Consider the following 22144-nt stretch of genomic DNA (forward strand, 5'->3'; position numbering starts at 1 on the left):
GGTAACGGAGATTCTACCACGGTGATTGCGGCGACGTGGTGACGCCTTGCGGGTATCGCTTGAAGAATCGCCCGGGAAGGCGCTAGTTCGCGCTCGCGGCGCTTCAACTGCCCCGGGAGATAATTGCGTGACCCTATCCATGTATGAAGTATCGGTGGCTGTGTTTTCGGCCCGGTTGAAAGCGCTGTCCAGCGTGCTGTCTACGGCCGAACAAAACGCCGGCGAGCGCAAGATCGACCCGCAGGTGTTCCTGACGGCGCGGCTGGCGCCCGACATGTTCGCCTTGACCAGGCAGGTGCAGATCGCCACCGACCATGCCAAGGGAGCCCCATCGCGGCTCGCCGGCCGGGAGGTTCCCAAATACGAGGACAACGAGGCGAGCTTTGCCGAATTGCATGCGCGCATCGCTAAGACGCTTGACCATCTGGCGACGTTCTCCGCGGCCGATCTGGAAGGTTCGGACGAGCGGATTGTCGAGGTCAGGCTCGGCGGGCGCGAGGTCTCGATGGCCGGTTTGCAGTATCTCCTGCACCTGGCCATGCCCAACTTCTATTTCCACCTCACCACCGCCTACGACATTCTTCGCCATAATGGCGTGCCGCTGGGCAAGGCAACGTTCCTGGGCTCGCGTTGACGGATCACGTCGTCAAGACGTTGCCCGTCCGGAGCCGGAATATCCCTGGCTGGCCGAACTAGCGAACGGACATTTCGCGGGCGATGCGCGGGAAATCGGCGGGCTTGATGCCGATGTCGGCGCGGTCCGCATTGCTCATGGAATGCAGCAGCGCGAGCGCGGCACGATAACGCAGATGTTCCTGCGGCCGTGGCCGCGCGAACATTTCAGTGAAGAACCCCATAATCCAGGCCCCTGTTGGACCTCCCAGCGTCCGAATATAGGGGATTCGTGACGATTGTGCAGTGCAGCATTTGCATGCCTGCCATGTTCTGCAAAATTTTTCTGCCATGATCCTGCATCGCCTGAAACTTTCGCAGATCGCGAATCGTATCCCTCTCGCTGGCAGATGGCCGGTTTTTCCTCGCCGCTTCCGCGAATTGCGGACTGCCGAAAGTGCGGCCTGGCTTTTTGTGAGTGACGGGGCTGCGGTCCAGTCTCGTCAACGCTTTCAATTGTTAAAATCGGCGGCATGCATTTTTAACGAGCGGACCCTAAGGTGGATGTCTCGGACACACCGTGAGACTGGGGAGGCTGACATCGTTACCAGCGCCAAGCGGGATTTCGCTTCGTTGCTCGATGATCTCTTCGTTGCCTCCGACAAGGACGGGGGAGGCGAAGAGGCCGCCACTCGCCCGTCGATTCCGTTTGACTATCTTTCCGTCGCCGACGAGCTCCATTCCGGCCGCATCAAGGTTTCTGGCAGCGGATTTGCCACGGAATATCGCGAGGCAGGCGCGGATCTCGCCGCAGAATTCGCGGCTCTGCTCGATCATGCGAAGCTGGCACTTGCGGGTGAAGAGACGAGGCCCGAAGAAAAACTGCCGCCGATCGATCCCGAATCGATTGCCGTGGAATTGGGATTGGACACGCCTAAGGCTGTAGCCGATTTTGGCCGCATGCGCCGCAGCTTCGCCTTTTCGAACCATCCTGATCGCGTCGCGCCGCACCTGCGCCAGCGCGCCATGATCCGCATGCAGGTGGCTAACATGCTGATCGATGAGGCCAAGCGGCGCGCCCTGGCAGGGGCTCGCCGCTAGCGCAGTCTGGTTCACGCAAAAGTCGGTTTGCCGAGGCTTGGAGAGCGCCTCTGCTTTCTTGTAGGATGAAAATTCCTTCCCCGCGCAGCCGCGCAAGCTTTTCCCGCCGGAGCACACTTCCATGCACAAACGCCGTCTCGGTCGGACCGATCTTCTTGTCACCCAGATCTGCCTCGGTTCGATGACTTGGGGCCAGCAGAACACCGAAGCCGACGGCCACGCCCAGATGGACCTGGCCTTTTCGCGCGGGGTGAATTTCATCGACACTGCCGAGCTCTACCCGATCCCGCCCAAGGCGGAGACGCAAGGGCGGACCGAGAAGATCATCGGCAGCTGGATGAAGGCAAAGGGCAACCGCGACAAGGTGATACTCGCCTCCAAGGTCGTCGGTCGCACCGCAAACAGCTGGTTTCGCGGCGACAGGCCGTCGCAGCTGGTGCGCGCCGATATCTTCGATGCCGTCGACAAGTCCCTGGCCAGGCTCGGCACGGATTATGTCGATCTCTACCAGATCCACTGGCCGGAGCGGGACATACCCTGGGGCGCCAATCCGACGCGCGTCGGGGCCGTGGCGCGCCGCGCTGATTCCGTCGGGGCGCCGACCGGAGAAACGCCGATCGCGGAGACGCTTGCCGTCTTCGATGACCTGGTGAAGGCCGGAAAGATCCGCCATTTCGGCCTGTCCAACGAGAGTTCCTGGGGCGTCATGCGCTTCATTGCAGAGGCTGACAAAGCTATTGGTCCACGGGTCGCCTCGATCCAGAACGCCTATAATCTGGTCAACCGGACCTTCGAGGTGAACCTCGCCGAAGTCTGCGATCGCGAAGAGGTCTCGCTGCTTGCCTATTCGCCGCTCGCGCAGGGCTATCTCTCGGGCAAATACGATCACGGCGCGCGCCCGCAGGGGTCGCGCTCGCAGCTCTTCAACCGCGGCCAGCGTTACGAGACGCCCGATGCCGCCGAGGCGCAGCTTGAATACAACGAGCTGGCGCGCTCCTTCGGCCTGGAGCCGGCGCTGTTCGCCAACGCCTATGTATCGAGCCGGCCCTTTGTCACCTCGAACATCATTGGTGCCACGACCATTTCGCAGCTCGAAATGGCTCTGTCTTCAGTGGAGGTCGTCTGGACCGAAGAGATGCAGAAGGCGATCGACGCCATTCACCAGCGGGTCGGCAATCCCTGTCCTTGATCGACTCGGAAGTTGAATTGTCGGGGAATAACAGCGGGATGGAGACGATGGTGGATTTTCCGATCGAAACATTGCGTGGAAAATTTCCCGCTCTCGCTCTGACCGATAGAGATCGCAGGCGCAGCTCGACCTGTCAGCGTGCCTTGGTGCCGAACCCGGTCAGGAAAGCGGTGAGGTTGTCACAGAGTTCGTCGCAGAGATAGCCGCCTTCCTGGACGATTGCCGTCGGCAGGCCGAGCTTGGCGATGGCTTCGCCGATGCGCGAGAAACCTGGCGTCGTCACCGAAAGCCCGCCGAACGGATCACCCTCGAACGCGTCGAGCCCGAGCGCCACGACCAGCGCGTCGGGCGCGAAGGCGCGGATGCGCTGGAACGCCACCTCAAGCGCTTCCAGAAACGCCGCGTCGGCGGATTTGCGTGGCAAGGGCAGGTTGAAATTATAGCCGAGACCGGGGCCTTCGCCGCGCTCGTCGGCATGTCCCCAGAAGAACGGATAGAAGCGCACCGGGTCGGCATGCAGCGACACGGTGAGCACGTCGGGCCGCGCATAGAAGATGCCTTGCGTGCCGTTGCCGTGATGCAGATCGACATCGAGGATCGCAACCCGTGCCGCTTGGCGGCGCAGTACCTGTGCTGCGACGGCCGAATTGTTGATGAAGCAGAAGCCGCCGGCGACGTCGGCGAACGCATGGTGACCGGGGGGGCGGCAAAGCGCATAGGTGGCCGGCGCGCCCGCCATCACCGCTTCCGCCGCCTCGACCGCGCTCCAGGCGCTCCACAGCGCGCTTTGCCAGGTCTCGCCAGAGATCGGGCAGGCCGTGTCGGCCATGTGGTACCCAGCCTGGCCGACCGCGGAGGCCGGATAGGAGCCGTTGCGCGCGATCGGGTGAATGTTGGGGATCACTTCAGCCGAGGCACCCTCAATGCGTTGCCAACGCGTGTAGATATGCTCCAGGAAATCGAGATATTCGGGCGTGTGCACCGCCGCGACCGGACCAAGTCCGTGATTGCGCGGCCGCTCGATCGTGCAGCCGGCCGATTTTGCGCCTGCTAACAATCTCTCGACGCGCTCCGGCTTTTCGGGATTGGGCTGCGGGGCGCCGCTGGAAAGGAAAGCCTTGGGGTCGTGGCGCTTCTGCTCCTGCGCGTAGAAGGCTTTCATTCTTTTTCCTCCGGCGCGTCGGCAAAGGCGAAGAAAGCGTCGCCGATGATCTTCTGCGTCTGCTCGTAGCTCGACCAGGCGATGCCCAGCCTTTCATAAAAGGCCTTTGCGCTCTCATTGTCGGTATCGACGGACAATCTGAGATAAGCGCCGCCTTGCTTGCGGCACTCGGTCGCGACGCGCCGCAGCAGGCGCTCGCCGATCCTGCGACCGCGAAACCGGTCCTCGACATAGAGGTCCTGCACATAGACGCCGGGCCGCCCCATCCAGGTCGAGAAGATCGGGAAATAGAGGCACAGTCCGGCGAATTCGCCATCGACTTCGGCGATCAGGGTCGAGAAGGCAGGTCTTTCGCCAAAGCCCCAGGTCCTGAGATCGTCTGGCGTTGAGACGATTTCTTCGGGCGCGCCGATATGGGTGCCGAGCTTCAGAATTGCGGCATGGATGGTTTCGACGTCTTCGATTCGTCCGGGGCGGAGGAGGATTTTTTCCGGACTTGTCATGGCAAGCAGGGAGCCAAGGTGTGACGGAGCACTATCATCTCAGCCAGTCGCATTAAAACGCTACCCTGTCGCCACCCTTCAGCGCCAGCATGTCGCGTGCTTCGGCCGGGGTGGCAACCTCCAGCGACAGTCCATCGAGAATGCCACGGATACGGCGCACCTGATCGGCATTGGATTTCGCCAGCTGGCGGCCGTCGTAGAGACTGTCTTCGAGCCCGACACGGACATTGCCGCCCATGGCCGCGGCGATAGAGATCAGCGGCATCTGGTGGCGGCCCGCGGCCAGCACCGAGAACTGGTAGCTGTCGCCGAACAGCTTGTCGGCGATGCGCTTCATGTGGATGAGATTGTCCGGATCGGCGCCAATGCCGCCAAGAATACCCAGCACGAACTGGATGAACAGCGGCCCCGACACCAGCCCCCGGTCGCGGAAATGCGCCAGCGAATAGAGATGGCCGACATCGTAGCACTCGAATTCGAAACGCGTGCCGCAGCCCTTGCCCAGTCTCTCGAGAACGCCCTCCATATCGGCGAAGGTATTCTTGAAGATCGTGTCGCGTGTGGCTTCCAGCAGCTTCGGTTCCCATTCGTGTTGCCATTCCCTTGGCTTGTCGAGCATCGGGAACAGCGCGAAATTCATCGAGCCCATGTTGAGCGAACACATTTCGGGCTCGGCCCGCAAAGGTGCCGCCAGCCGCTGGTCCAGCGTCATCAGGGAGGAGCCGCCGGTTGTGATGTTGATCACCGCCGACGTCGCCTGCTTGATGCGCGGCAGGAACTGCATGAACACGTCCGGATCGGCCGTAGGCCGTCCGTCTTTTGGGTCGCGGGCATGCAAGTGCAGGATCGAGGCGCCGGCCTCGGCCGCGGCGATGGCATCCGCCGCGATCTGGTCCGGCGTTACCGGCAGATAAGGCGACATGGACGGTGTATGCACCGAGCCGGTGACGGCGCAGGTGATGATGACCTTTCTCGGCGCCATTGTTTTATCCCCGGCCTTCGACCGGAAGGTCGAGTTCGGCAGCCAGGACTTCGAGCGAGTCGCCGATGATGGAGATGATCTCGCCGGCCTGCTCGCTGGTGACGATCATCGGTGGTGCGACCATGAAATTGTCGCCGTCGACACCGCCATTGACCTTGCGGCCGTAGATGATCAGCCCGCGCTCATAGGCGAGGTCGAGCAGGCGCTGCGTCGCCTTCCTGCTCTGGTCGATCGGCCGCAGCGTTTCGGGATCGGCAAGCATCTCGGCGCCGGTGAGCAGGCCCTTGCCGCGCACGTCGGCGATGAACGGGAAGCGCTTGGCTAGCTCTCGCAATCCCTCCATCAGCACATCGCCCATGGCGGCGGCATTGGCGATCAGGTCGAGGCGGTCCATTTCGCCGAGCACGGCCAGCCCTGCGGCGCAGGCGAGCGGATTGCCGGCATAGGTATGGCCGTGCTGGAAGCCGCCGGAGGCGAGCAGCGGCTGCACCAGCTGCATCGGCGCCGCCAGCGCGCCGAGCGGCGCGTAACCCGATCCCAGGCCTTTTGATAGCGCGACGATGTCCGGCTTGCAGTTCCAATGGTCGCCGCCGAGGAATTTTCCCGTGCGGCCGGCGCCGCTCATCACTTCGTCATGGATGAGCAGGATGCCGTAGCGGTCGCAGATTTCGCGGATGCGCCCATAATAACTGTCCGGCGCGACAAGCGCCGCTGTCGCCGCGCCGCCGATCGGTTCCATGATGAAGGCGACCACGCTCTCCGGCCCCTCGGCCAGGATCTTCTCCTCCAGCATGTCGGCATAGCGGAGACCGCGCTGTTCCATCGAGAGATTGTCGCGGTCGCGCCAGGCCGCCGGTGCCGGCACGGTCGGCATCACCCGCATCATTGGCGTGAAGGTCTCGGCCAGCGCGTCGTCGCCGGTGATCGACAGTGAACCCAGCGTGCCGCCGTGATAGGAGGGGAAGCGCGTGATCACCTTCCAGCGGCTGGCCTGGCCGGTGGCCACCGCCCACTGCCGCGCCAGCTTGATGCAGGATTCGGTCGCTTCCGAGCCGCCTGAGACGAAGAAGATGCGATCCATGCCTTCGGGCAGCTTGCCGGCCAGCTCACGCGCCAGCTCTTCTGCCGGTTCGTTCTCGAAATGCAGCCGGTAGGCGAAGGTGGCGCGGTCCATCTGCCGCTTCATGGCGTCGAGCACATTGCGGTTGGAATGACCGATATTGGCGACCATCGGGCCGCTTGATCCGTCGATGAAGCGGCGGCCGTCCTGCGTCCACATATAGATGCCCTCGGCACGGTCGATCAGCGGCCGGCGCAGGCTGGAGAGATAGAACAGATGCGATTGGCGCCGGGCTTCGGTGTCCGGGGCGGCGGTCTGGGCTTTCGACATGTCAGGACTTTCCGAGATAACGATCGAGGACATTTTGGGTAACGCGTTCCACCATCGGGTCCTGCCTCAGCAGGCCGGCGACCCATTCGCAGCTTCCGGCGTGGAAGACCTCGCCCTTGCCGCGCGGGAAATTGACGATCATGCCGTTGCCGCGTTTGACTTTTTCCAGATTGGCGTCGCTCCGATCGCCGAACAGCGTCTCGGCGCTGAAGCGACCATCCTCGTCGGTGAGAAACTGATCCTCGATCGGGATATCGGCGCTTTCCTCGACCTGGCTGGCCATGCCGACGGCGAGAACCTGCAAGCCGTCCGGTGCGCCGCTGGTCGCGGTCGGGTAGGGAAGGCCGCCGCGGATTTCGAAATCCAGCCCGTCGACCTCATAGCCATAGACATGGCTGTCGGCGCCAAGCAGGTCGCCATAGTAGATGCCGGTTCCGGCAAAGGCCCAGTGCTCGGGCCGATACACGGGAAAGCCGCGCACGCCGCGTGGCGCGCAGCCGCCCCATCCGGCATAGAGGCCGCGTGTGGCGTTGAGCCCGAAGGTCGCCGAACCCGGCCGGCCGATCTCGGGCGCCTCCCAGGAATTGGTGGCGCGGGTGACGTCGCCGCCGCGATAGGCGGGGTCCTCGGCTCGGGCGCGGTATTTGTAGCAGACCTGCCGCCGGCCTTCATCCTCCAGCCGCGTCTGCCACATGAAGTTGCCGGCGAAGCGCGCCGCATGGCCGCCACGTTCGACGTAGCTGTCGACCGCATCGCGCATTTCCCAGGTCCAGTACTCGTCATGGCCGACAAAGACGGCGCAGTCGTAGCCATCGAGAATGTCGGGCGAGAAATGCAGATCGTGCTGGCTGGCGAGATCGACGGCGTAGCCCGCCCGTTCGGCGAAGCGGAAGAAGTGGCTGTCATAGCTCGCCCAGCCCGACGATGCGTATTTCTTCGAATGGCCGGTGGCGAGCGCCCATTCCATGTGTGGATAGCGCGGCACTGTCTTCGGCGGCACCGCGACTTCCAACGGCACACGCGGCGCCTCCTTGGGCAGCACGACGAAGCCGCGGCACCAGGGGCGCTGCGTCGAGACGATCGGAGAATATTCGTTACGGTCCGGCCCGGTGATGCCCTGGTAGTGATTGGAGCCGCCCCAGGTGTTGTAGGCGAGCCAGGTGCCTGTCGCCGCCACCTGCAGCACACGGCCTGGCTTCTCGCCGGGCAGGGGCGCGACGATGAAAAGATGATGGGATTGGATCGGCTTGCCGTCGCGGCCTTCAGCAGTCAGCGTCACCCGGTAAGCGCCGGACGGCCAGTCGCTGCCGACGCTGAATTCGAACGAGGCTTCCCAGCCGCAGCCTTCGGCCGAGCACTGGTCTGGACTTTCCTGCCAACGCGCCGCAATGCCGGACTTCTCGAACACCTTTGTCTCGGTGCCGCCGTCGCGGACGATCGTCATGCTGAAGGACGGAGCCGTCGAACTGACATGCAGCGTCACTGTCTCGCCGGCGCGGTAGGAAAAGCGGTCGCTGTAGCACCAGATTTCGCCGCGCTCGCCATCCATGCCCGGCCACTCATAATAGTGGCCGCGCACTGCGTGCCGGCGCTGCTCCGGCGTCAGTCCGAAATCGGGGAATTCAGTGGTCAATCTGGTCATCGTCGTACTCAGGCGGAAAGGTATTTCTTGAGGAAGGTGCGGGTGCGTTCTTTTTGCGGGGCGCGGAAGATGTCGCCCGGCGGGCCTTCTTCCACCACCACGCCGCCATCCATGAACAGCACCCTGTCGGCCACTTCGCCGGCAAAGCGCATTTCGTGCGTTACGATGAGCATGGTCATGTGCTCGGCGGCAAGCTGCTTCATCACCGCGTTGACCTCGTCGACCAGCTCCGGATCGAGCGCCGAGGTGGCCTCGTCGAACAGCATCACCTTGGGCTGCATGGCCAGCGCGCGGGCAATCGCGACGCGCTGCTTCTGCCCGCCCGAAAGACGCGAGGGATAGGCGCCGATCTTGTCGGAGAGCCCGACCTTGGACAAAAGACCAAGCGCCAGCGCACGAGCTTCGGCTTTCGGCATGCTTTTCAGGATCACCGGCCCCATCGTGATGTTCTCGATCACGGTCAAATGCGGGAACAGGTTAAAGTGCTGGAACACCATGCCCATCTGCTGGCGCACCTCGTTGATGTGCCTTTCGAACGCCTGGCCATGCAGCTTCTGGTTGACCTGCAGGCCGTCCAGCCAGACCTCACCGCTGTTCAAACCATCGAGATGGTTGATGGAACGCAGCAGCGTGCTCTTGCCGGAGCCGCTCGGGCCGATGATTGCGACGATCTGCCCACGTTCGACCGATAGGTCGATACCTCTGAGGACCTCGACGGCGCCAAACGATTTGCGTGCGCCGCGGACCTCGACCATCGGCCGCTGCGTGCTCATCGGGAAACCTCCACATGTCTTTCGAACCTATGCAGGGCCGCTTCGAGCGCGAGGTTGAGAATGTAGTAGAGCGCGGCGGCAGTGATGTAGAATTCGAAAGGGCGAAACGTTTCGCTGATCGCCAGTTGCGCCGAGTGAACCAGCTCGGCAATGCCGATGACCGAGACGATGGAGGATTCCTTCAACAGCGCGATCAAATTGCTGCCGATCGGCGGCGCCGTGTTGCGGATGGCCTGCGGTATCACGACATGGCGCAGCGTCTGCCACTTGCCGAAGCCGATGCTGCGTGCACCTTCCGTCTGGCCGACATCGACGGCCACGATGCCCGCGCGGATGACATCGGCATTGTAGACGGCAAAATGCAGTCCAAGGCCGACAATGCCGGCCACGAGGGCAGGGATGTCGATGCCGACCTGCACCAGGCCAAAATAGATCAGGAAGAGCTGCAACAGCAGCGGCGTGCCCATGAACACCCACATGAAGGCGCGCACGGGGTAGGTCAGGATTGCCGGCGCGTAGAGTACGACAACCGCAAAGAAGATGCCGCCGGCGAAGCTGAGCGCTCCAGCCGAGACCGTCAGCACTGATGTCCACCAGGCGCCGGTCAGCAGAAGATCCCAGTAGGGCGCGACGACGGTGAAATCCAGGCCTTGCATTGTTTTCCGCCCCTCAGATGATTGCGAAGCGCTTGTCGAGCATGTCGACGATACGGGCGACGGCATAGACCATGACCATGTAGAGCAGGGCCGCGACGTCGAAGATCTCGAACGGCTTGTAGGTGGAGCCGATGAAGCGCTGGGCGGTGTAGGTCAATTCCACGACCGAGATGGTGGACACCAGGGCCGAGCCTTTCAACAGCGCGACCGTGTTGACGCCAAGCGGGCGGATCATCAGCCGGGCGGCTTGCGGCAGCACGACCTTGCGCAAGGTCTGGAACCGGCCGAATCCGATTGTGCGGGCCGCCTCCGTCTGGCCCCGGTCGACCGCCACCACCGCGCCTCGGATTGACTCCGCCATATAGGCGCCGATGTTGAGGCCGAGGCCGATCACGCCGGCCGCGAACGGATCCAGATTGATGCCGATCTGCGGACCGCCGAAATAGAGCACGAAGAGCTGGATCAGGCACGGTGTGCCACGGAACAGGCTCACATAGAGCGTGCCGATGGCCCGCAGGACCGCCGATCTCGACATTCTTGCGGTCGCGGCCAGTGCTGCCACGGCCAGCCCCAGAACCAGGGCCAGCGCTGTCAGTTCCAGCGTCACCAAGGCGGCTTCCACGAAGAACGGGAAGACGCGCTGCATCAAGGAGAAATCCATGGAATGGCCCGGCGCAGTGGCTTTCGGCTTCAGGCGGCCTGGACCGCCGAAGCCTGGCGAAGTTAGCGGATGTCGCTGCCGACCCAGTGCATCGATATCTTCTCGTAGGTACCATCGGCCATCATGCCGTCCAGCGCCTTCTGCATGGCGGCCTTGAGCTCGGGATTGTCCTTGCGGATGGCGATGCCGATGGCGACGCTGCCGCCTTCGATACCCGGCGTGTCGAGCTTGCGTACCTTCTCGCCGGTCTCCTTGACGGCGACCATGACCGGAATGTTGTCGACGACGATGGCGTCGACGCGGCCCGCCTTCAGCTCAAGCAGCAATTCCGGCAGCCCCTTATAGGTGCGGATGTCCCAGCCGCCCTGTTGGCGCGCCCATTTCTCATGTGTTTCGCCGAGCGTCACGCCAAGGGTCTTGCCCTTGAGTTCGTCGAGGCTCTGCACCTTGGAATCCTGGTTGACGAAAACCGCACGGCCGGCGTGATAGTAGGGGCCGACGAAATCGACCACCTTCTCACGCTCCGGCGTGATCGTCATCGAGCCGACCACGGTGTCGTATTTGTTGGCGAGCAGGCCGGCGATGATGCCGTCCCAGGCGGTCGTGATGATGGTGCCCTTGACGCCGATACGCTCGGCGATGGCCTTGCCGATATCGGCGTCGAAGCCGACGACCTCGTTCTGGTCGTTGACGAAGTTGAAGGGGGGATACTGCCCGCTCATGGAAATCTTCAATTCGCCCGCCGCCTTGACCTTCTCGAGGTCATCGGCCCTGGCCGAGACGTTAGCGAAGGAAGACGCAAACAGCAGCGCCGCGACGGCAATGCCGGAAAATACCTTGTTCATTTGAAACCTGTCCTCTGGATGGAGCGCAAAGGCTTGTTCTTGGGAGGCGTTGGGGCGCACTCCTGACGGCAATGATTGCCTTTGCGGTAGCATTGCGCAAATAGATAATGGAAATAGGGAGCATAGATATCAGGAATGGCATTGCCGCGCCCCGAACGGCTGGTCTGGGATCTGGACTGGAACCTTTTGCGGACATTCGTCGTCATCGCGGAGGTGAAGAGCATAACGCGTGCCGCCGAGAGGCTGAACCTCAAGCAGCCAAGCGTCAGCAATGCGCTGCGGCGGCTGGAAGACCGGGTCGGCCGGCGGCTGGTCGAACGCGATGCGACGCGCTTCGAGCTCACCGAGGTTGGACGGCTTCTCTACGAGCAGAGCATCGAGGTGTTCGGCACCATATCGCAGCTGCCGCTCTTGATGCGCGGCATCAGCGACGATGTCACCGGCCACGTCATGATCGCGACCGCCAGCCATGTGGTCTCGCCGCTGTTCGATCGGGCGCTGTCGGAATTCCACCGCAACTATCCGCGCGCCAGCATCACCATTTCGGTCGCGGCAAGCACCGAAGTGGCCAAGCAGGTGAGGGAGCGCCGTGCTTCGTTTGGCGTCTGCCTGGTCAGCCAGCGCGATCCGGCGCTGCAATACGACATGGTCTATCGCGAGTTCTTCGGCTTCTTTTGCGGGCCGCGGCACAGGCTCTATGGGCAAACCGGACTGACGCTCGCCGATCTCCGCGACGAGCCGTCAGTATCGTTCCAGACCGACCATATTTCGGATGCGCTGCGGCCGGTCGCACTGTTGCGTAGCGAAGCACGGCTGAACGCCGATGTCGTGGGCGTTTCGTCGAGCCTGGAGGAGGTGCGGCGCATGATCGTCGCCGGGCTCGGCATCGGCCCGCTGCCGCTGCATGTGGCGCGGCGCGATGTGGCCGACGGCGCGCTGTGGCGGCTGCCGCCCTATGATGCGCCGCCGGCCATCGATATCTTCCTGCTGGTCAATCCGGACAAGGCGATGAACCGCGCCGAGAAGGCGTTGCTATCAGGGCTGCAGGCGCTGATTGCCGAGACGCCGCTCGAGGACCGTATCTACAAAGGCTGATACGCAATATCGACTGCGCGGCGGCAGACAAACCCGGTTGCCTCCGCCCTATTCGTCGCCACGCCCTTGGCCCTCGTCAACAAAGCGACTATCTCAAGACAAGGCGGCGTTCCGCCCGGGGGGTCGACATGCTCAGAGTGCAGAAGGTCAAGGTCGACGACATCTACGTGCCGACGGCGCGTAAGAAGACGCTGCATCCCGAGACGGTCCGTCATCTCGCCGAGGACATTCTGGAAAATGGCATGAAGATGCCGATCCAGGTCCGTCACGACGGCAAGCGTCATATCCTGGTAGAAGGCCTGCATCGGCTGGAAGCGGCCAAGTGGCTCGGCGAGACCGAGATCGATGCCTATCTGGTGCAAGCCAAGCGCCACTGACGCGTCCTCGATTTCGCCGTTGGTCCTCATCCACGGGAAAGCCCCGGAATTTCTCCTTGATGATGTCGGTTTGCATTTCGCTGGTTCGTCCTTGGGACGGAAGCCGGTCAGACCAATATTCTCGATCGGTTTTCGCGCGGGTTGGGGCCGATGCACCAGCCAGCTCAAGAACGCACCGACACACGGGCAGACTGGAGGAGATTGATATGTCCAAAGCCCTGCTTTTCGCCATTCTTGCTTCGGCCACGGCGCTTCTCGCCTGTCCGGGCATCGCCAACGCAAACGAGGTAAAATCTGCCATGACGACCGAAGCGAAGACACCGCCGAAGCCTGAAAAATCCGGCCTGCTGCCGATCAACGGCCTGAATTACTATTATGCCGTCTACGGCAAGGGTGAGCCGCTGCTTCTGCTGCATGGCGGTCTCGGCACAGCGGACATGTTCGCCCCCATCCTGCCGAAGCTTGCCGAGCATCGCACTGTCATCACCGTCGACCTGCAAGGCCATGGCCGCACCGCGCTTGGCGACCGGCCGTTCACGCTGGAGGCGATGGGCGACGACATGGCTGATATCGTCAAACGGCTTGGTTACGGCGAGGTCGACGTCATGGGTTATTCGCTGGGCGGCGGTGTCGCCTTCCGGATGGCCGTCCAGCACCCCGAAACGGTGCGCCGGCTTGTGCTGGTCTCGACCGGCTATGCCGCCGACGGTTTCTATGACGAGATGCGCCCGCAGCAGGCGCAAGTGAGCGCGGCAGCGGCCGATTTCATGAAGGACACGCCGATGTACAAATCCTACGTCGCCGTGGCGCCGCATCCCGAGGAGTTCCCGAAGCTGCTCGATACGCTCGGCAACTTCATGCGCCAGAACTACGACTACTCGGCCGATGTTCCCAAGCTGAAGATGCCGGTCATGCTGGCCTACGGCGACAGCGACATGTACAAGCCCGAGCACGAGATCAAGTTCTACCAGATGCTCGGCGGCGGTTTGAAGGACGCCGGCTGGATGCGTGAAAACCTGTCACGGAACCGCTTGGCGATCCTGCCCAACCGCACCCACTACGACGTCTTCTTCGCTCCAGAGCTGACGGCCGCCGCGCTGCCGTTCCTCAACGGCGAGACCAAGGTGAAGAGCTGGGACGAGGTGGTCGGCGAAACCGAATAGCTTGCCGGCATTGGCTGCCGGCGGTCTCCCTTGAGGCGGCCGGCAGTTTTATCGCTGCAGTCGATGGGATCGTATCAATGCTTTTGAATTGACCCGATATCCGGCCTCGATAGTCTCGCATCAAATCTTCTCGGGAATGGATACGGCAATGGCTAACTATCAGGGCGGATGCCTGTGCGGGGCGGTGCGTTATCGCGCCGACGTCGAGCCCGTCAACGAACGCATCTGCCATTGTCGGCTTTGTCAAAAGGCGATCGGCGCCGCCTTCAATGCGCGTGTGCTGTTTCGCATCGACGATGTGACGGTCGAAGGGCCGTTGGCGACCGCGAACAGCTCGCCGGATATTAAACGCGGGTTTTGCCCAAGCTGCGGTACGACGATGTTTTCGCGGCGCGATGCCGCCGGCATTATAGGCGTCACCACCGGGTCACTCGACGATCCGTCCGTCTTCAAGCCGCAGATGCACATCTGGACCGCCTCCAAGCAGCCCTGGGTGGTGCTCGATGACGGCTTGCCGCAGCACGAAGGCGCGCCGCCTGCCTGAGGCCTCCGGCCTCCCTTCCCGCCTTATGAAAGAAGGTGGATCGGCGCTTGAGCGCCGAAACCGATGAGCTGTGCCGGATGAAGCGGGCCAACAGAAGGGTGAAATTACGTGACCGTGACAAAAATTAATCGAAACAGTCACGAAATAACCGAAACAGTCACGCGAAAGCCGGCAAAGCGTCATTGGCGAGCCATCATTGTCTCCCTATTTAACCGGTGCGGGCCGGCATTCGAGGAGACGACGGATGAACGACAGCATCAGTACCCTGGACGAGCTTTTGAGCGATCCGATGGTCCTGCTTGTGATGGAGCGCGATCGTGTGCGCCCGGAACAGGTGCGCATGCTGCTCGAACGGGCGCGTCCGCCTTCCGTCGAGGAGCCGGTTGTGCCGCCGGCGCACGTGATCGCCAGGGCGTGCCAGAAACTCTGGCTGTGCCCCTGATCGCATCGTGATTTCCTCCAGTTTTTGCAGGCCGACCCGCCGGGCCGGTCTGGCCACTGCCTGGTGCTGCCAACGCGCCGAGGCGGCGCGGTGTTGATATTCGAACGCGCCTTCCGCACTCGCTGACGCCCATTCCCGGGTGCCAGTTCACAAATCCGTAAATTGATTTTCCGTCCCATGGCGGTATGGCTTGCCCAGGGGCCGATCGCCCCAGTCGTTCCCCGCGCAACTCCGATCTCTCTGACATGGAATTCGACATGGCCGACAGCTGCATGCAAGGCATGGACATGGGCTTTGTCGGCCTGGGCTACGCCAAGGTCGCATTTCTCGGCTTGGTGCAAGGCATCACCGAACTGCTGCCGATTTCCTCGACCGCCCACATGCGCGTCGTCCCGGCGATGCTGGGCTGGCAGGATCCCGGCTCCGCTTTCTCCGCCGCCATGCAGCTTGCGGCCCTCGCCGCGGTGATCAGCTACTTCTGGAACGATGTCAGGGACATCCTGTCCGGTTCGGTCAGTGCCTTGAAACGGCGCGATTTCGCCGACCGACATTTCCGGCTGGCGCTCTGGATCGTGCTGGCGACGATCCCGATCGCCATCGCCGGCGTGGCTCTGTCTGGCCTTCTCAACGCCTGCAATTCGCCGCTGCGCGGCCTCGGGGTCATCGGCTGGGCCTGCATCGTCATGGCACTCCTGCTGGCGCTGGCCGAACTCCGTGCCCGCCATGCGCGCACCATGGGCCAGGCATCCATGGCCGATGCGCTGCTCGTCGGCATCGCCCAAATCGGCGCATTGATCCCGGGCGTCTCGCGGTCCGGTTCGACCTTGACGGCAGCACTGGGGCTCGGCTTCAAGCGGGAAGAAGCGGCGCGCTTTTCATTCCTGCTGGGGCTGCCGGCCATCGCACTCGCCGGTCTCAAGGAGCTCTGGGAACTGCACAAGGCCCATCTCGATGCCCATGGCTGGTCGATCCTCGCGGTCGGCCTGGTCGTCGCCTCGCTATCCGCCTTCTTCGCCATATGGGGCCTGATGCGCGTGCTGGAACGCTTCTCAGCCTGGCCTTTCGTCATTTATCGCGGAGGGCTCGGCATCGCCTTGCTGCTAGGCCTGGCGATGGGATGGCTTGCCTGAAGCAATCCCGGAAAGCGCGCAGCGGTTTTCCGCCGGCGTCAAACAAGGGACTAAAAGGCAACTCCAGGAATGTGCGAGCCGGTGTTGCTTCGGCGCAACCCCGGTCGGGCATGCGTCGATCGCCAAAGATGTGATCGGCCGCCTTCATTGACTCCAGGCAAAATCCATCTTTAACGTTCTGTTAACAAAAATAGATGGGTGGGGCCGTATGGCATCCTCGGTGGGTTGGCGCCGCAAGGCGAGGGGTTTGGGGTTTGCGTTGGCGCTGACGGCTTTTTGTTCGGCCGCGGGTTTGGCGAATGCGGGACCGCTTTCCATGACCATCGGCGGGCAAACCTCCCAGCCGATCGGGCACTATGATTTTTGCAAGGTCCATTCTGCCGAATGCTCCATCCGCTCGCCCGCCAACGCTCCGGAGAGCATGACCGGCCAGCTGTTGCGGGAAATTTCCGCCGTAAATCTCTCGGTCAACACCCGCGTCAAGCCGATGAGCGACATGGACAACTACGGCAAGGATGAGTGGTGGGCCTACCCCGATAACGGGTTTGGCGACTGCGAAGACTACGCGCTTGAAAAGCAGCGCGAACTCCAGGCCGCCGGCATTGCCATTGCCAATCTGCTGATGACGGTGGTGCGCAAGCCCGACGGCGAAGGCCACGCAGTGCTTACGGTGCGCACCGACAAGGGCGATTTCATCCTCGACAATCTCAGCGACAAGGTTCGCCTCTGGAACCAGACAGGCTATCGCTATCTGAAGAGACAGGCGAGCGACAACAGCGGTCGCTGGGTTTCCATCCTTGGCGGCGACGAGCGGCTCGTCAGCTCTGTTCAATGATGTCGCCGATGTCTTGCGTCGGCAGCCGCACTTCGACCTTGGCCGTTTGATCCATTCCCGCTTGGGACCGTTCTTGCGTCGTGCCGGCGAATGCTGGCGGCGGCTCGTTGGAACCGGCAATCCGGTGCGCGCATGGATCTTTTGACTGTCCTCCAATCCGCGCCATTACTGCTCGCGCTGATCAAGACCGCGCTGCCGTCGGCGGCGGCGATCGGCATGGGAGTCGGCCAATGGTTCGCCTCGTTGCCGCCGTGCCGCGATTTCGTCTTCGAGGTCACCAGCTACCTGGTCTGCGAGGTCGATCCCAGGCAATATCGGATCGAATTGTTCTGGAAGGATCCGGCCGGCAAGCCCTATCAATCGCTGCACAATCTCGACGATGCCCAGCGGCGGGCCGGGCGCACGATGCTGTTCGCCATCAATACCGGAATGTACCATCCAAACCTCGCGCCGGTCGGCCTGTATGTCGAGCGCGGGCAGGAACTGGCCTCGGCGAAGGTCGGGTCGGGAAGCGGCAATTTTTCGCTCCAGCCCAATGGTATTTTCTACATCAGCGACGGCAAGGCCGCGGTCCGCGCGACAAGGGATTTCTTAGAGAAGCGTCCGCCCACCGATTATGCCACGCAGTCCGGGCCGATGCTGGTGATCAACGGCAAGTTGCACCAGAAATTCCGGGCCGACAGCACCTCGCGCAAGACGCGCGACGGTGTCGGGGTGCGAAAGGACGGCGTCGTCGTCTTCGCCATTTCGAATGGCACGGTGACATTCCATGCATTCGCACGCCTGTTTCGCGACGGGCTCGGCTGCGACAATGCGCTGTTCCTCGACGGGTCGATATCGAGCCTGCTCGCGCCGGCCATCGGCCGCAATGACGACTACTGGAACCTGGGGCCGATGATCGGCGTCTTCAGGCGATAGGATCGGCAGGCCTAGATTGCGCTTGTCACCGCGCACGGCCGACACTCGGAACCGTGCCCAACATGCTTAAAAACTTGATTCAATCTTTATTGGTAATTTCTCGTTCATAACTAGACCTGGTTTGTCCGTCGGCCGTTGCCTTCGGTCTGTTGTGTTTGAGTACAGGTCCAGATGCGGTTACCAGGCGCCGTCAGTTTCGTGATCGCAACGCTGTGCCTTGCCGGCTGCTCGTCGACATCCGGCATGGACGCGCTGGACATCCAGAAGCCGTCGAACGAGATCACCAACTCGGTGGTGCGACCAAGCGCGCCGATCGCATCCGCCCCAGTGACCAAGGCCGAACGGAGAATGGCAGCCGAACGCAGGATGGCGGAAGCCATGCCGGTGGACGAGAATGTCCGACCTTACGGCCTGGCGGAGGAAGAGACGGTGGCGTTTCCGGCGCCCGACCTGCCGGACAGCGTCGAGCCGCCGGTCGTCGAGCCGGCGGCGCTTGTATCACCGCCGAAGCTCTTGTCACGGGCGGCACCGCCGATGCTGGCCGGGCCTGTCACGCGCTACGGCTTTCGCGATGCCAAGCCGATCAATTTCGGCCGCTCTTCGCCGCGACACCTTGCCGTGCATGGCGTCGACGTGTCGCGCTGGCAAGGCAACGTCAACTGGGAGAAGCTGCGCGCCCAGGGCGCCAATTTCGCCTATATTAAAGCGACCGACGGCGGCGACCATCTCGATCCGATGTTCACCAGGAATTGGCGCAACGCCGACGCCGCAGGGCTGAAGCGCGGCGCCTATCACTTCTTCTACTGGTGCCGCACCGCCGGCGAGCAGGCCGACTGGTTCATCCGCAACGTGCCCAGGGTCGAGGGCGCCTTGCCGCCGGTGATCGATGTCGAATGGAATGGCGAATCCAGCTGCAAGCGGCGGCCGTCGCGCGAAAAGGTGCTGGAGAAGATGCAGGTGTTCATGGACAAGCTTGAACGCCATTACGGCCAGCGGCCCATCATCTACACCGCGCCCGATTTCTACCGCGACAATCTTCGCGGCGAATTCCTCGATTATTCGTTCTGGCTGCGCGCCGTGGCGCAGCACCCCTCAAAGGTCTATCCCGGCCGCAAATGGCTGTTCTGGCAATATTCCGGCTCCGGCCTATCGCATGGCGTCACCGGCCGCATCGACCTCAACGTCTTCCACGGCGACGAGCGCCAATGGCGCGCCTGGGCCGGCGGCCGGCAGATGGTGGCCGACGCGGATTGAAACAAGCCATCAGGCTTGGCGTGCTTCGCTCTCCCAGGTCTCCGCCGGTTTGGCCAGCAAATGGGAGACGATGATGAGCATCCGCGGAGGCTTCGGCCGTTTCAGCGAATAAGCAAGACATTGCCGTCGTCATGATGTCTATGTGCGGGCTCCTGAACTCCGGGGGAGATGAGTTGGAACTCAAATTTCTGTTGGTCGGCTTTGCCTGCGCGGTCGCCGGCGGGCTGTCGATCGTCACTTTCCTGAAATGGCGAGAGGTCAAAGCGGTCAGCCGCTGGTTGCCGGCGCCGGGAAAGATCATCTCCTCGCGCGTCGAAGCGCGCGAGGTCCGAAGCTCCGGCTCCGGGTCTGACAGCAGCGATTCCACCGAGATCCGCAATTTTCCGGCGATCACCTTCGAGTACAAGGTGGATAAGAAGACATTTCAGAGTTCGCACTACAGCGTGCAGGAAAATCTGGGGAATTTCGAAGTCGCCGAAACCCTTGCGCGATTTCCCCGCGGCGCAGCCGTGACCGTCTTCTATAACCCTGTCGATCCGGCCAAGGCCGTGATCGAGCGCACCATGCCGGAGGGCGCCTTCAAATTCATGGTGCAGCTTTCCGCCGGGCTGGTGGTCGGCGCCCTGGTGTTGGTGTTTTCCGTCGGCGGTGTCCTGGAGGCGATCGGCCCGTATTTGCCCAAGCCGCAGTATGTCGGTGCGGCGGCTCTGTTGCTGTTCATGGGCCTGTTTGTCCTGCGCATGGGCTTCGTCCAGAAATCGATGGCCGAGCAGGCGGCAAAATGGCCGGTCGCCGTCGGCCGCATCGACGCGTCGGGCCTGCAGGCGATCAAAACCCGCGAGCGGACCGGGAGCTATCGGCCCTGGCGTACTGTTTTCAAATCCCGCATCGTCTACAGCTATGGCGTCTCCGGCCAGCGATACAGTGCCGATCGCGTCGCTTTCGGCGCCAGCGTGACGGCTTCGTTGCCAGGCCTCGTCGGGGCTCAGGCGCGGTGCTATGTCGAGGGCACCAAGGTGGACGTGCACTATGACCCCGCCAACCCTGCTTCGGCGGTGCTCGAATGCAGGGTGCTCGGATTGTGGGTGCTGTGGGTCTGTTCGGTTGGCTTTCTCGGCAGCGCTGCTTTTCTGGTCGGGCTGGTCTGACGCGAACGCCTCAGCAATGCACAAGAAGTCCGCTGTCGAAGCCAGGCCAGGTGAACCGCATCGTGGCGCCATGCCTCTCGATATGGATGACACGAGTGAAGGGCTCCTCCAGTGACGGGTACGATCCGTAGCACCGGCTAGCATGTACCACCCAGCCGGTCGGCGACTTGCGAAATGACGCGTGCTCGCAGCCGAACTCGGGCAGCGACAGGGCCGCTCGGTCTACGGAGTAGACGGTCTGGCGTTGGATGTCGGCGGCCGCGTGGCAGTTCAGTCGGTCGCTGGACCAAGTCCCGACATAGGGCGACGCCGCCAGCGCAGCACCAGTCGCGAATGCGGACATTGCCATCGTAATCACCAAACGTCGCATCACCACCCCTCGATCAGTGCGCTCGACCATACAGGCTGTTGGGTTGCGAGAGATAAGTTTTCGTCCAAGGAGCCGACAATGCAGCCGTTCCGGATTTCGCTTATGCTTTTGCGTGGATGATGCGACTGTGCGGGACGGTATGCGGCCAGCATTTTGCTTTCACAACGCTTTCCCAGGGACATTTGATGATCACCCGTAAACTGGCCTTCGTCTTCGCGGGTCTGCTCAGTTCGATGCAGGTGGCGAACGCCGGGGAATGCTTGCTGAGCCATGCCACCTATCGGGAGCAGCGCTCCGGTGCGGTCATGCAATTCCGGCCGCTCGCCAATGAGCCGGCGGCACTGACGGCGCAGGTGTTTTCGCTGGCCGTGCCCAAGACCGATATCCGCCTCCCGGCCGATATCACCTGGACCAACGGCAGGAATTCGTTGCCGCTCGGCACCATCCGCCATCCCTGCACCGACGATGACCGCGAAGCGGGGCTGCAGGACGGCAGCGGCCTGTGCAGGATATGGGAGGGCCAAGTCTATGCCTTGACCGGAGGCGGCGCCGAGCAGTTGAACTCGCGCGAAGCGACGCCGGCGCCGAAAGGGCTGCTGCTGCCGGATTTCGGCGTGGCTTTCACCGATTGGGTCGACTTCGCCAACGCCAACCCCGGTGGCTCGGCGTGGGATGTCTTCACTTTGACAGGATGCAGCGATGAATAGCGCCATGATATCGATCGTCTGGGGCAGCGCCCTGTTTGCGTCCGTGGCAATATCGGCCGTGGCACGAGCGGATGAACCGGCGCCGTCGCGCCCGCCCATCGACAAATGCGCCTGGGAAAGGCTGACCGACAAAACCGTCGGGCTCGCCGCCTGGGTGCAGCGCTGCGATTTCGGTTTCCGCCAGATCCACTTTGAGTTCGCAGGCGAGGCGCTCGCCGTCAAATACAGCGATGGCGGCGCGGCCGATCCTCTGGTTGAGGTATTCGACATCAAGCCCGGCGAAACTGCCGAAGCCGCGTTGCAGCGGCTGTTCCTGGAAAAGACCGACAACGCCGTCGGCGCACGCTGCGTGCTCGCCCCCTACACGGAAGGAACCGTGCCCGCCGGTGTCAAACGCTATACATTCAGCCCCGACGCCGCCTACGCGAAAGAGCTGAAGGCACTTGCCGACCCCAACGAGGTCCCCGAACCGCCCTGCGGCGACTGGGGCGAGATGCCCGATGGCATCCAGTATTTCGAGATACCGGCGGGTGCGGCGCAAAAGCTGCTGTTTGTCCGGATTGGCCAGGACGAGCCGCTGTTTGATGAGCAGACGCTGCGAGTGTTGCCGGCGGAATAGGTGCTGAGGTCAGAGGCTGATCTGGA

Annotated in this window: 26 protein-coding genes; 15 read left to right on the top strand and 11 right to left on the bottom strand. The window is 62.6% G+C overall.

From position 1 onward, the window contains the following. Positions 1–127: 127 nt before the first annotated feature. Positions 128–634 (top strand): DUF1993 family protein, encoded by a 507-nt coding sequence (locus tag FJ490_RS05195; RefSeq protein ID WP_140517685.1) that lies wholly within the window; start codon positions 128–130, stop codon positions 632–634. 58 nt (positions 635–692) lie between these two features. On the opposite strand, the gene FJ490_RS05200 is transcribed toward FJ490_RS05195, so the two are convergent. Further along, on the bottom strand, positions 693–857 hold the full coding sequence (locus FJ490_RS05200; RefSeq protein WP_140493788.1) for a hypothetical protein: 165 nt from the start codon (positions 855–857) through the stop codon (positions 693–695). Between the two features lie 388 nt (positions 858–1245). On the opposite strand from FJ490_RS05200, the gene FJ490_RS05205 reads away from it, so the two are divergent. Both FJ490_RS05205 and FJ490_RS05210 read left to right on the top strand, forming a co-directional pair. Further along, complete coding sequence (locus FJ490_RS05205) at positions 1246–1713, top strand: hypothetical protein (RefSeq protein WP_140494990.1); 468 nt, start codon at positions 1246–1248, stop codon at positions 1711–1713. Between the two features lie 121 nt (positions 1714–1834). Further along, positions 1835–2902, top strand: a complete 1068-nt coding sequence (locus FJ490_RS05210; protein WP_140728291.1) for an aldo/keto reductase — start codon at positions 1835–1837, stop codon at positions 2900–2902. A gap of 133 nt (positions 2903–3035) precedes the next feature. On the opposite strand, the gene FJ490_RS05215 is transcribed toward FJ490_RS05210, so the two are convergent. The 9 genes from FJ490_RS05215 to FJ490_RS05255 all read right to left on the bottom strand — a co-directional run bounded on the left by FJ490_RS05215 (position 3036) and on the right by FJ490_RS05255 (position 11516). Continuing rightward, positions 3036–4064: a histone deacetylase family protein gene (locus tag FJ490_RS05215; RefSeq protein WP_140564675.1), complete on the bottom strand. Its 1029-nt coding sequence runs from the start codon at positions 4062–4064 to the stop codon at positions 3036–3038. Continuing rightward, the gene (locus FJ490_RS05220) at positions 4061–4567 is read right to left on the bottom strand and encodes a GNAT family N-acetyltransferase (protein ID WP_140517682.1); all 507 of its coding nucleotides are present in this window, start codon (positions 4565–4567) and stop codon (positions 4061–4063) included. The genes FJ490_RS05215 and FJ490_RS05220 overlap by 4 nt, the downstream gene beginning before the upstream one ends. Positions 4568–4619: 52 nt before the next feature. After that, positions 4620–5549 carry a 3-keto-5-aminohexanoate cleavage protein gene (locus FJ490_RS05225; protein ID WP_140637925.1) on the bottom strand — a complete coding sequence of 310 codons (930 nt, stop codon included), beginning with the start codon at positions 5547–5549 and terminating at the stop codon, positions 4620–4622. 4 nt (positions 5550–5553) lie between these two features. Next, the gene (locus FJ490_RS05230) at positions 5554–6939 is read right to left on the bottom strand and encodes an aspartate aminotransferase family protein (RefSeq protein WP_140728293.1); all 1386 of its coding nucleotides are present in this window, start codon (positions 6937–6939) and stop codon (positions 5554–5556) included. A gap of 1 nt (position 6940) precedes the next feature. After that, positions 6941–8581 carry a N,N-dimethylformamidase beta subunit family domain-containing protein gene (locus FJ490_RS05235; protein ID WP_140728294.1) on the bottom strand — a complete coding sequence of 547 codons (1641 nt, stop codon included), beginning with the start codon at positions 8579–8581 and terminating at the stop codon, positions 6941–6943. 8 nt (positions 8582–8589) lie between these two features. Next, the gene (locus tag FJ490_RS05240; protein WP_140728295.1) at positions 8590–9354 is read right to left on the bottom strand and encodes an amino acid ABC transporter ATP-binding protein; all 765 of its coding nucleotides are present in this window, start codon (positions 9352–9354) and stop codon (positions 8590–8592) included. After that, entirely contained in the window at positions 9351–10010 is a 660-nt protein-coding gene (locus FJ490_RS05245) for an amino acid ABC transporter permease (protein WP_140728296.1), read from the bottom strand. The genes FJ490_RS05240 and FJ490_RS05245 overlap by 4 nt, the downstream gene beginning before the upstream one ends. A gap of 13 nt (positions 10011–10023) precedes the next feature. Then, positions 10024–10671, bottom strand: a complete 648-nt coding sequence (locus FJ490_RS05250) for an amino acid ABC transporter permease (protein ID WP_140728297.1) — start codon at positions 10669–10671, stop codon at positions 10024–10026. A 62-nt stretch (positions 10672–10733) separates the two neighbouring features. Beyond that, the gene (locus tag FJ490_RS05255; RefSeq protein ID WP_140493765.1) at positions 10734–11516 is read right to left on the bottom strand and encodes an ABC transporter substrate-binding protein; all 783 of its coding nucleotides are present in this window, start codon (positions 11514–11516) and stop codon (positions 10734–10736) included. A gap of 135 nt (positions 11517–11651) precedes the next feature. Here FJ490_RS05255 and FJ490_RS05260 point away from each other — a divergent pair, with 135 nt between their 5' ends. The 10 genes from FJ490_RS05260 to FJ490_RS05305 all read left to right on the top strand — a co-directional run bounded on the left by FJ490_RS05260 (position 11652) and on the right by FJ490_RS05305 (position 20422). Continuing rightward, positions 11652–12611, top strand: coding sequence for a LysR family transcriptional regulator (locus tag FJ490_RS05260; RefSeq protein ID WP_140493763.1), 960 nt, complete (start codon positions 11652–11654; stop codon positions 12609–12611). 128 nt (positions 12612–12739) lie between these two features. Further along, positions 12740–12988: a ParB N-terminal domain-containing protein gene (locus tag FJ490_RS05265; RefSeq protein ID WP_006206067.1), complete on the top strand. Its 249-nt coding sequence runs from the start codon at positions 12740–12742 to the stop codon at positions 12986–12988. A 206-nt stretch (positions 12989–13194) separates the two neighbouring features. Continuing rightward, positions 13195–14151, top strand: a complete 957-nt coding sequence (locus FJ490_RS05270; protein ID WP_140656024.1) for an alpha/beta hydrolase — start codon at positions 13195–13197, stop codon at positions 14149–14151. Between the two features lie 148 nt (positions 14152–14299). Continuing rightward, on the top strand, positions 14300–14695 hold the full coding sequence (locus tag FJ490_RS05275) for a GFA family protein (protein WP_140564659.1): 396 nt from the start codon (positions 14300–14302) through the stop codon (positions 14693–14695). A gap of 244 nt (positions 14696–14939) precedes the next feature. Beyond that, positions 14940–15137 carry a hypothetical protein gene (locus FJ490_RS05280; protein WP_140686206.1) on the top strand — a complete coding sequence of 66 codons (198 nt, stop codon included), beginning with the start codon at positions 14940–14942 and terminating at the stop codon, positions 15135–15137. A 257-nt stretch (positions 15138–15394) separates the two neighbouring features. After that, positions 15395–16267: an undecaprenyl-diphosphate phosphatase gene (locus tag FJ490_RS05285; RefSeq protein ID WP_140564657.1), complete on the top strand. Its 873-nt coding sequence runs from the start codon at positions 15395–15397 to the stop codon at positions 16265–16267. 208 nt (positions 16268–16475) lie between these two features. Further along, on the top strand, positions 16476–17102 hold the full coding sequence (locus FJ490_RS05290) for a transglutaminase-like cysteine peptidase (protein ID WP_140547555.1): 627 nt from the start codon (positions 16476–16478) through the stop codon (positions 17100–17102). Positions 17103–17234: 132 nt separating this feature from the next. Beyond that, complete coding sequence (locus tag FJ490_RS05295) at positions 17235–18020, top strand: phosphodiester glycosidase family protein (RefSeq protein WP_140728298.1); 786 nt, start codon at positions 17235–17237, stop codon at positions 18018–18020. A 171-nt stretch (positions 18021–18191) separates the two neighbouring features. Continuing rightward, complete coding sequence (locus FJ490_RS05300; RefSeq protein ID WP_140517671.1) at positions 18192–19274, top strand: GH25 family lysozyme; 1083 nt, start codon at positions 18192–18194, stop codon at positions 19272–19274. A gap of 173 nt (positions 19275–19447) precedes the next feature. Next, positions 19448–20422 (top strand): DUF3592 domain-containing protein, encoded by a 975-nt coding sequence (locus tag FJ490_RS05305; RefSeq protein WP_246672571.1) that lies wholly within the window; start codon positions 19448–19450, stop codon positions 20420–20422. Between the two features lie 10 nt (positions 20423–20432). Here FJ490_RS05305 and FJ490_RS05310 read toward each other — a convergent pair whose 3' ends face one another. Next, the gene (locus FJ490_RS05310; RefSeq protein WP_224519152.1) at positions 20433–20771 is read right to left on the bottom strand and encodes a hypothetical protein; all 339 of its coding nucleotides are present in this window, start codon (positions 20769–20771) and stop codon (positions 20433–20435) included. Between the two features lie 206 nt (positions 20772–20977). On the opposite strand from FJ490_RS05310, the gene FJ490_RS05315 reads away from it, so the two are divergent. Continuing rightward, a complete protein-coding gene (locus FJ490_RS05315; RefSeq protein ID WP_140517670.1) occupies positions 20978–21499 on the top strand; it encodes a hypothetical protein in 522 nt (173 codons plus the stop codon). Further along, positions 21492–22118 (top strand): hypothetical protein, encoded by a 627-nt coding sequence (locus FJ490_RS05320; protein WP_140517669.1) that lies wholly within the window; start codon positions 21492–21494, stop codon positions 22116–22118. Before FJ490_RS05315 ends, FJ490_RS05320 begins: the two co-directional genes overlap by 8 nt. Positions 22119–22144: the final 26 nt, after the last annotated feature.

It is taken from the genome of Mesorhizobium sp. B2-5-11 (assembly GCF_006440835.1).
Lineage (GTDB): Bacteria > Pseudomonadota > Alphaproteobacteria > Rhizobiales > Rhizobiaceae > Mesorhizobium.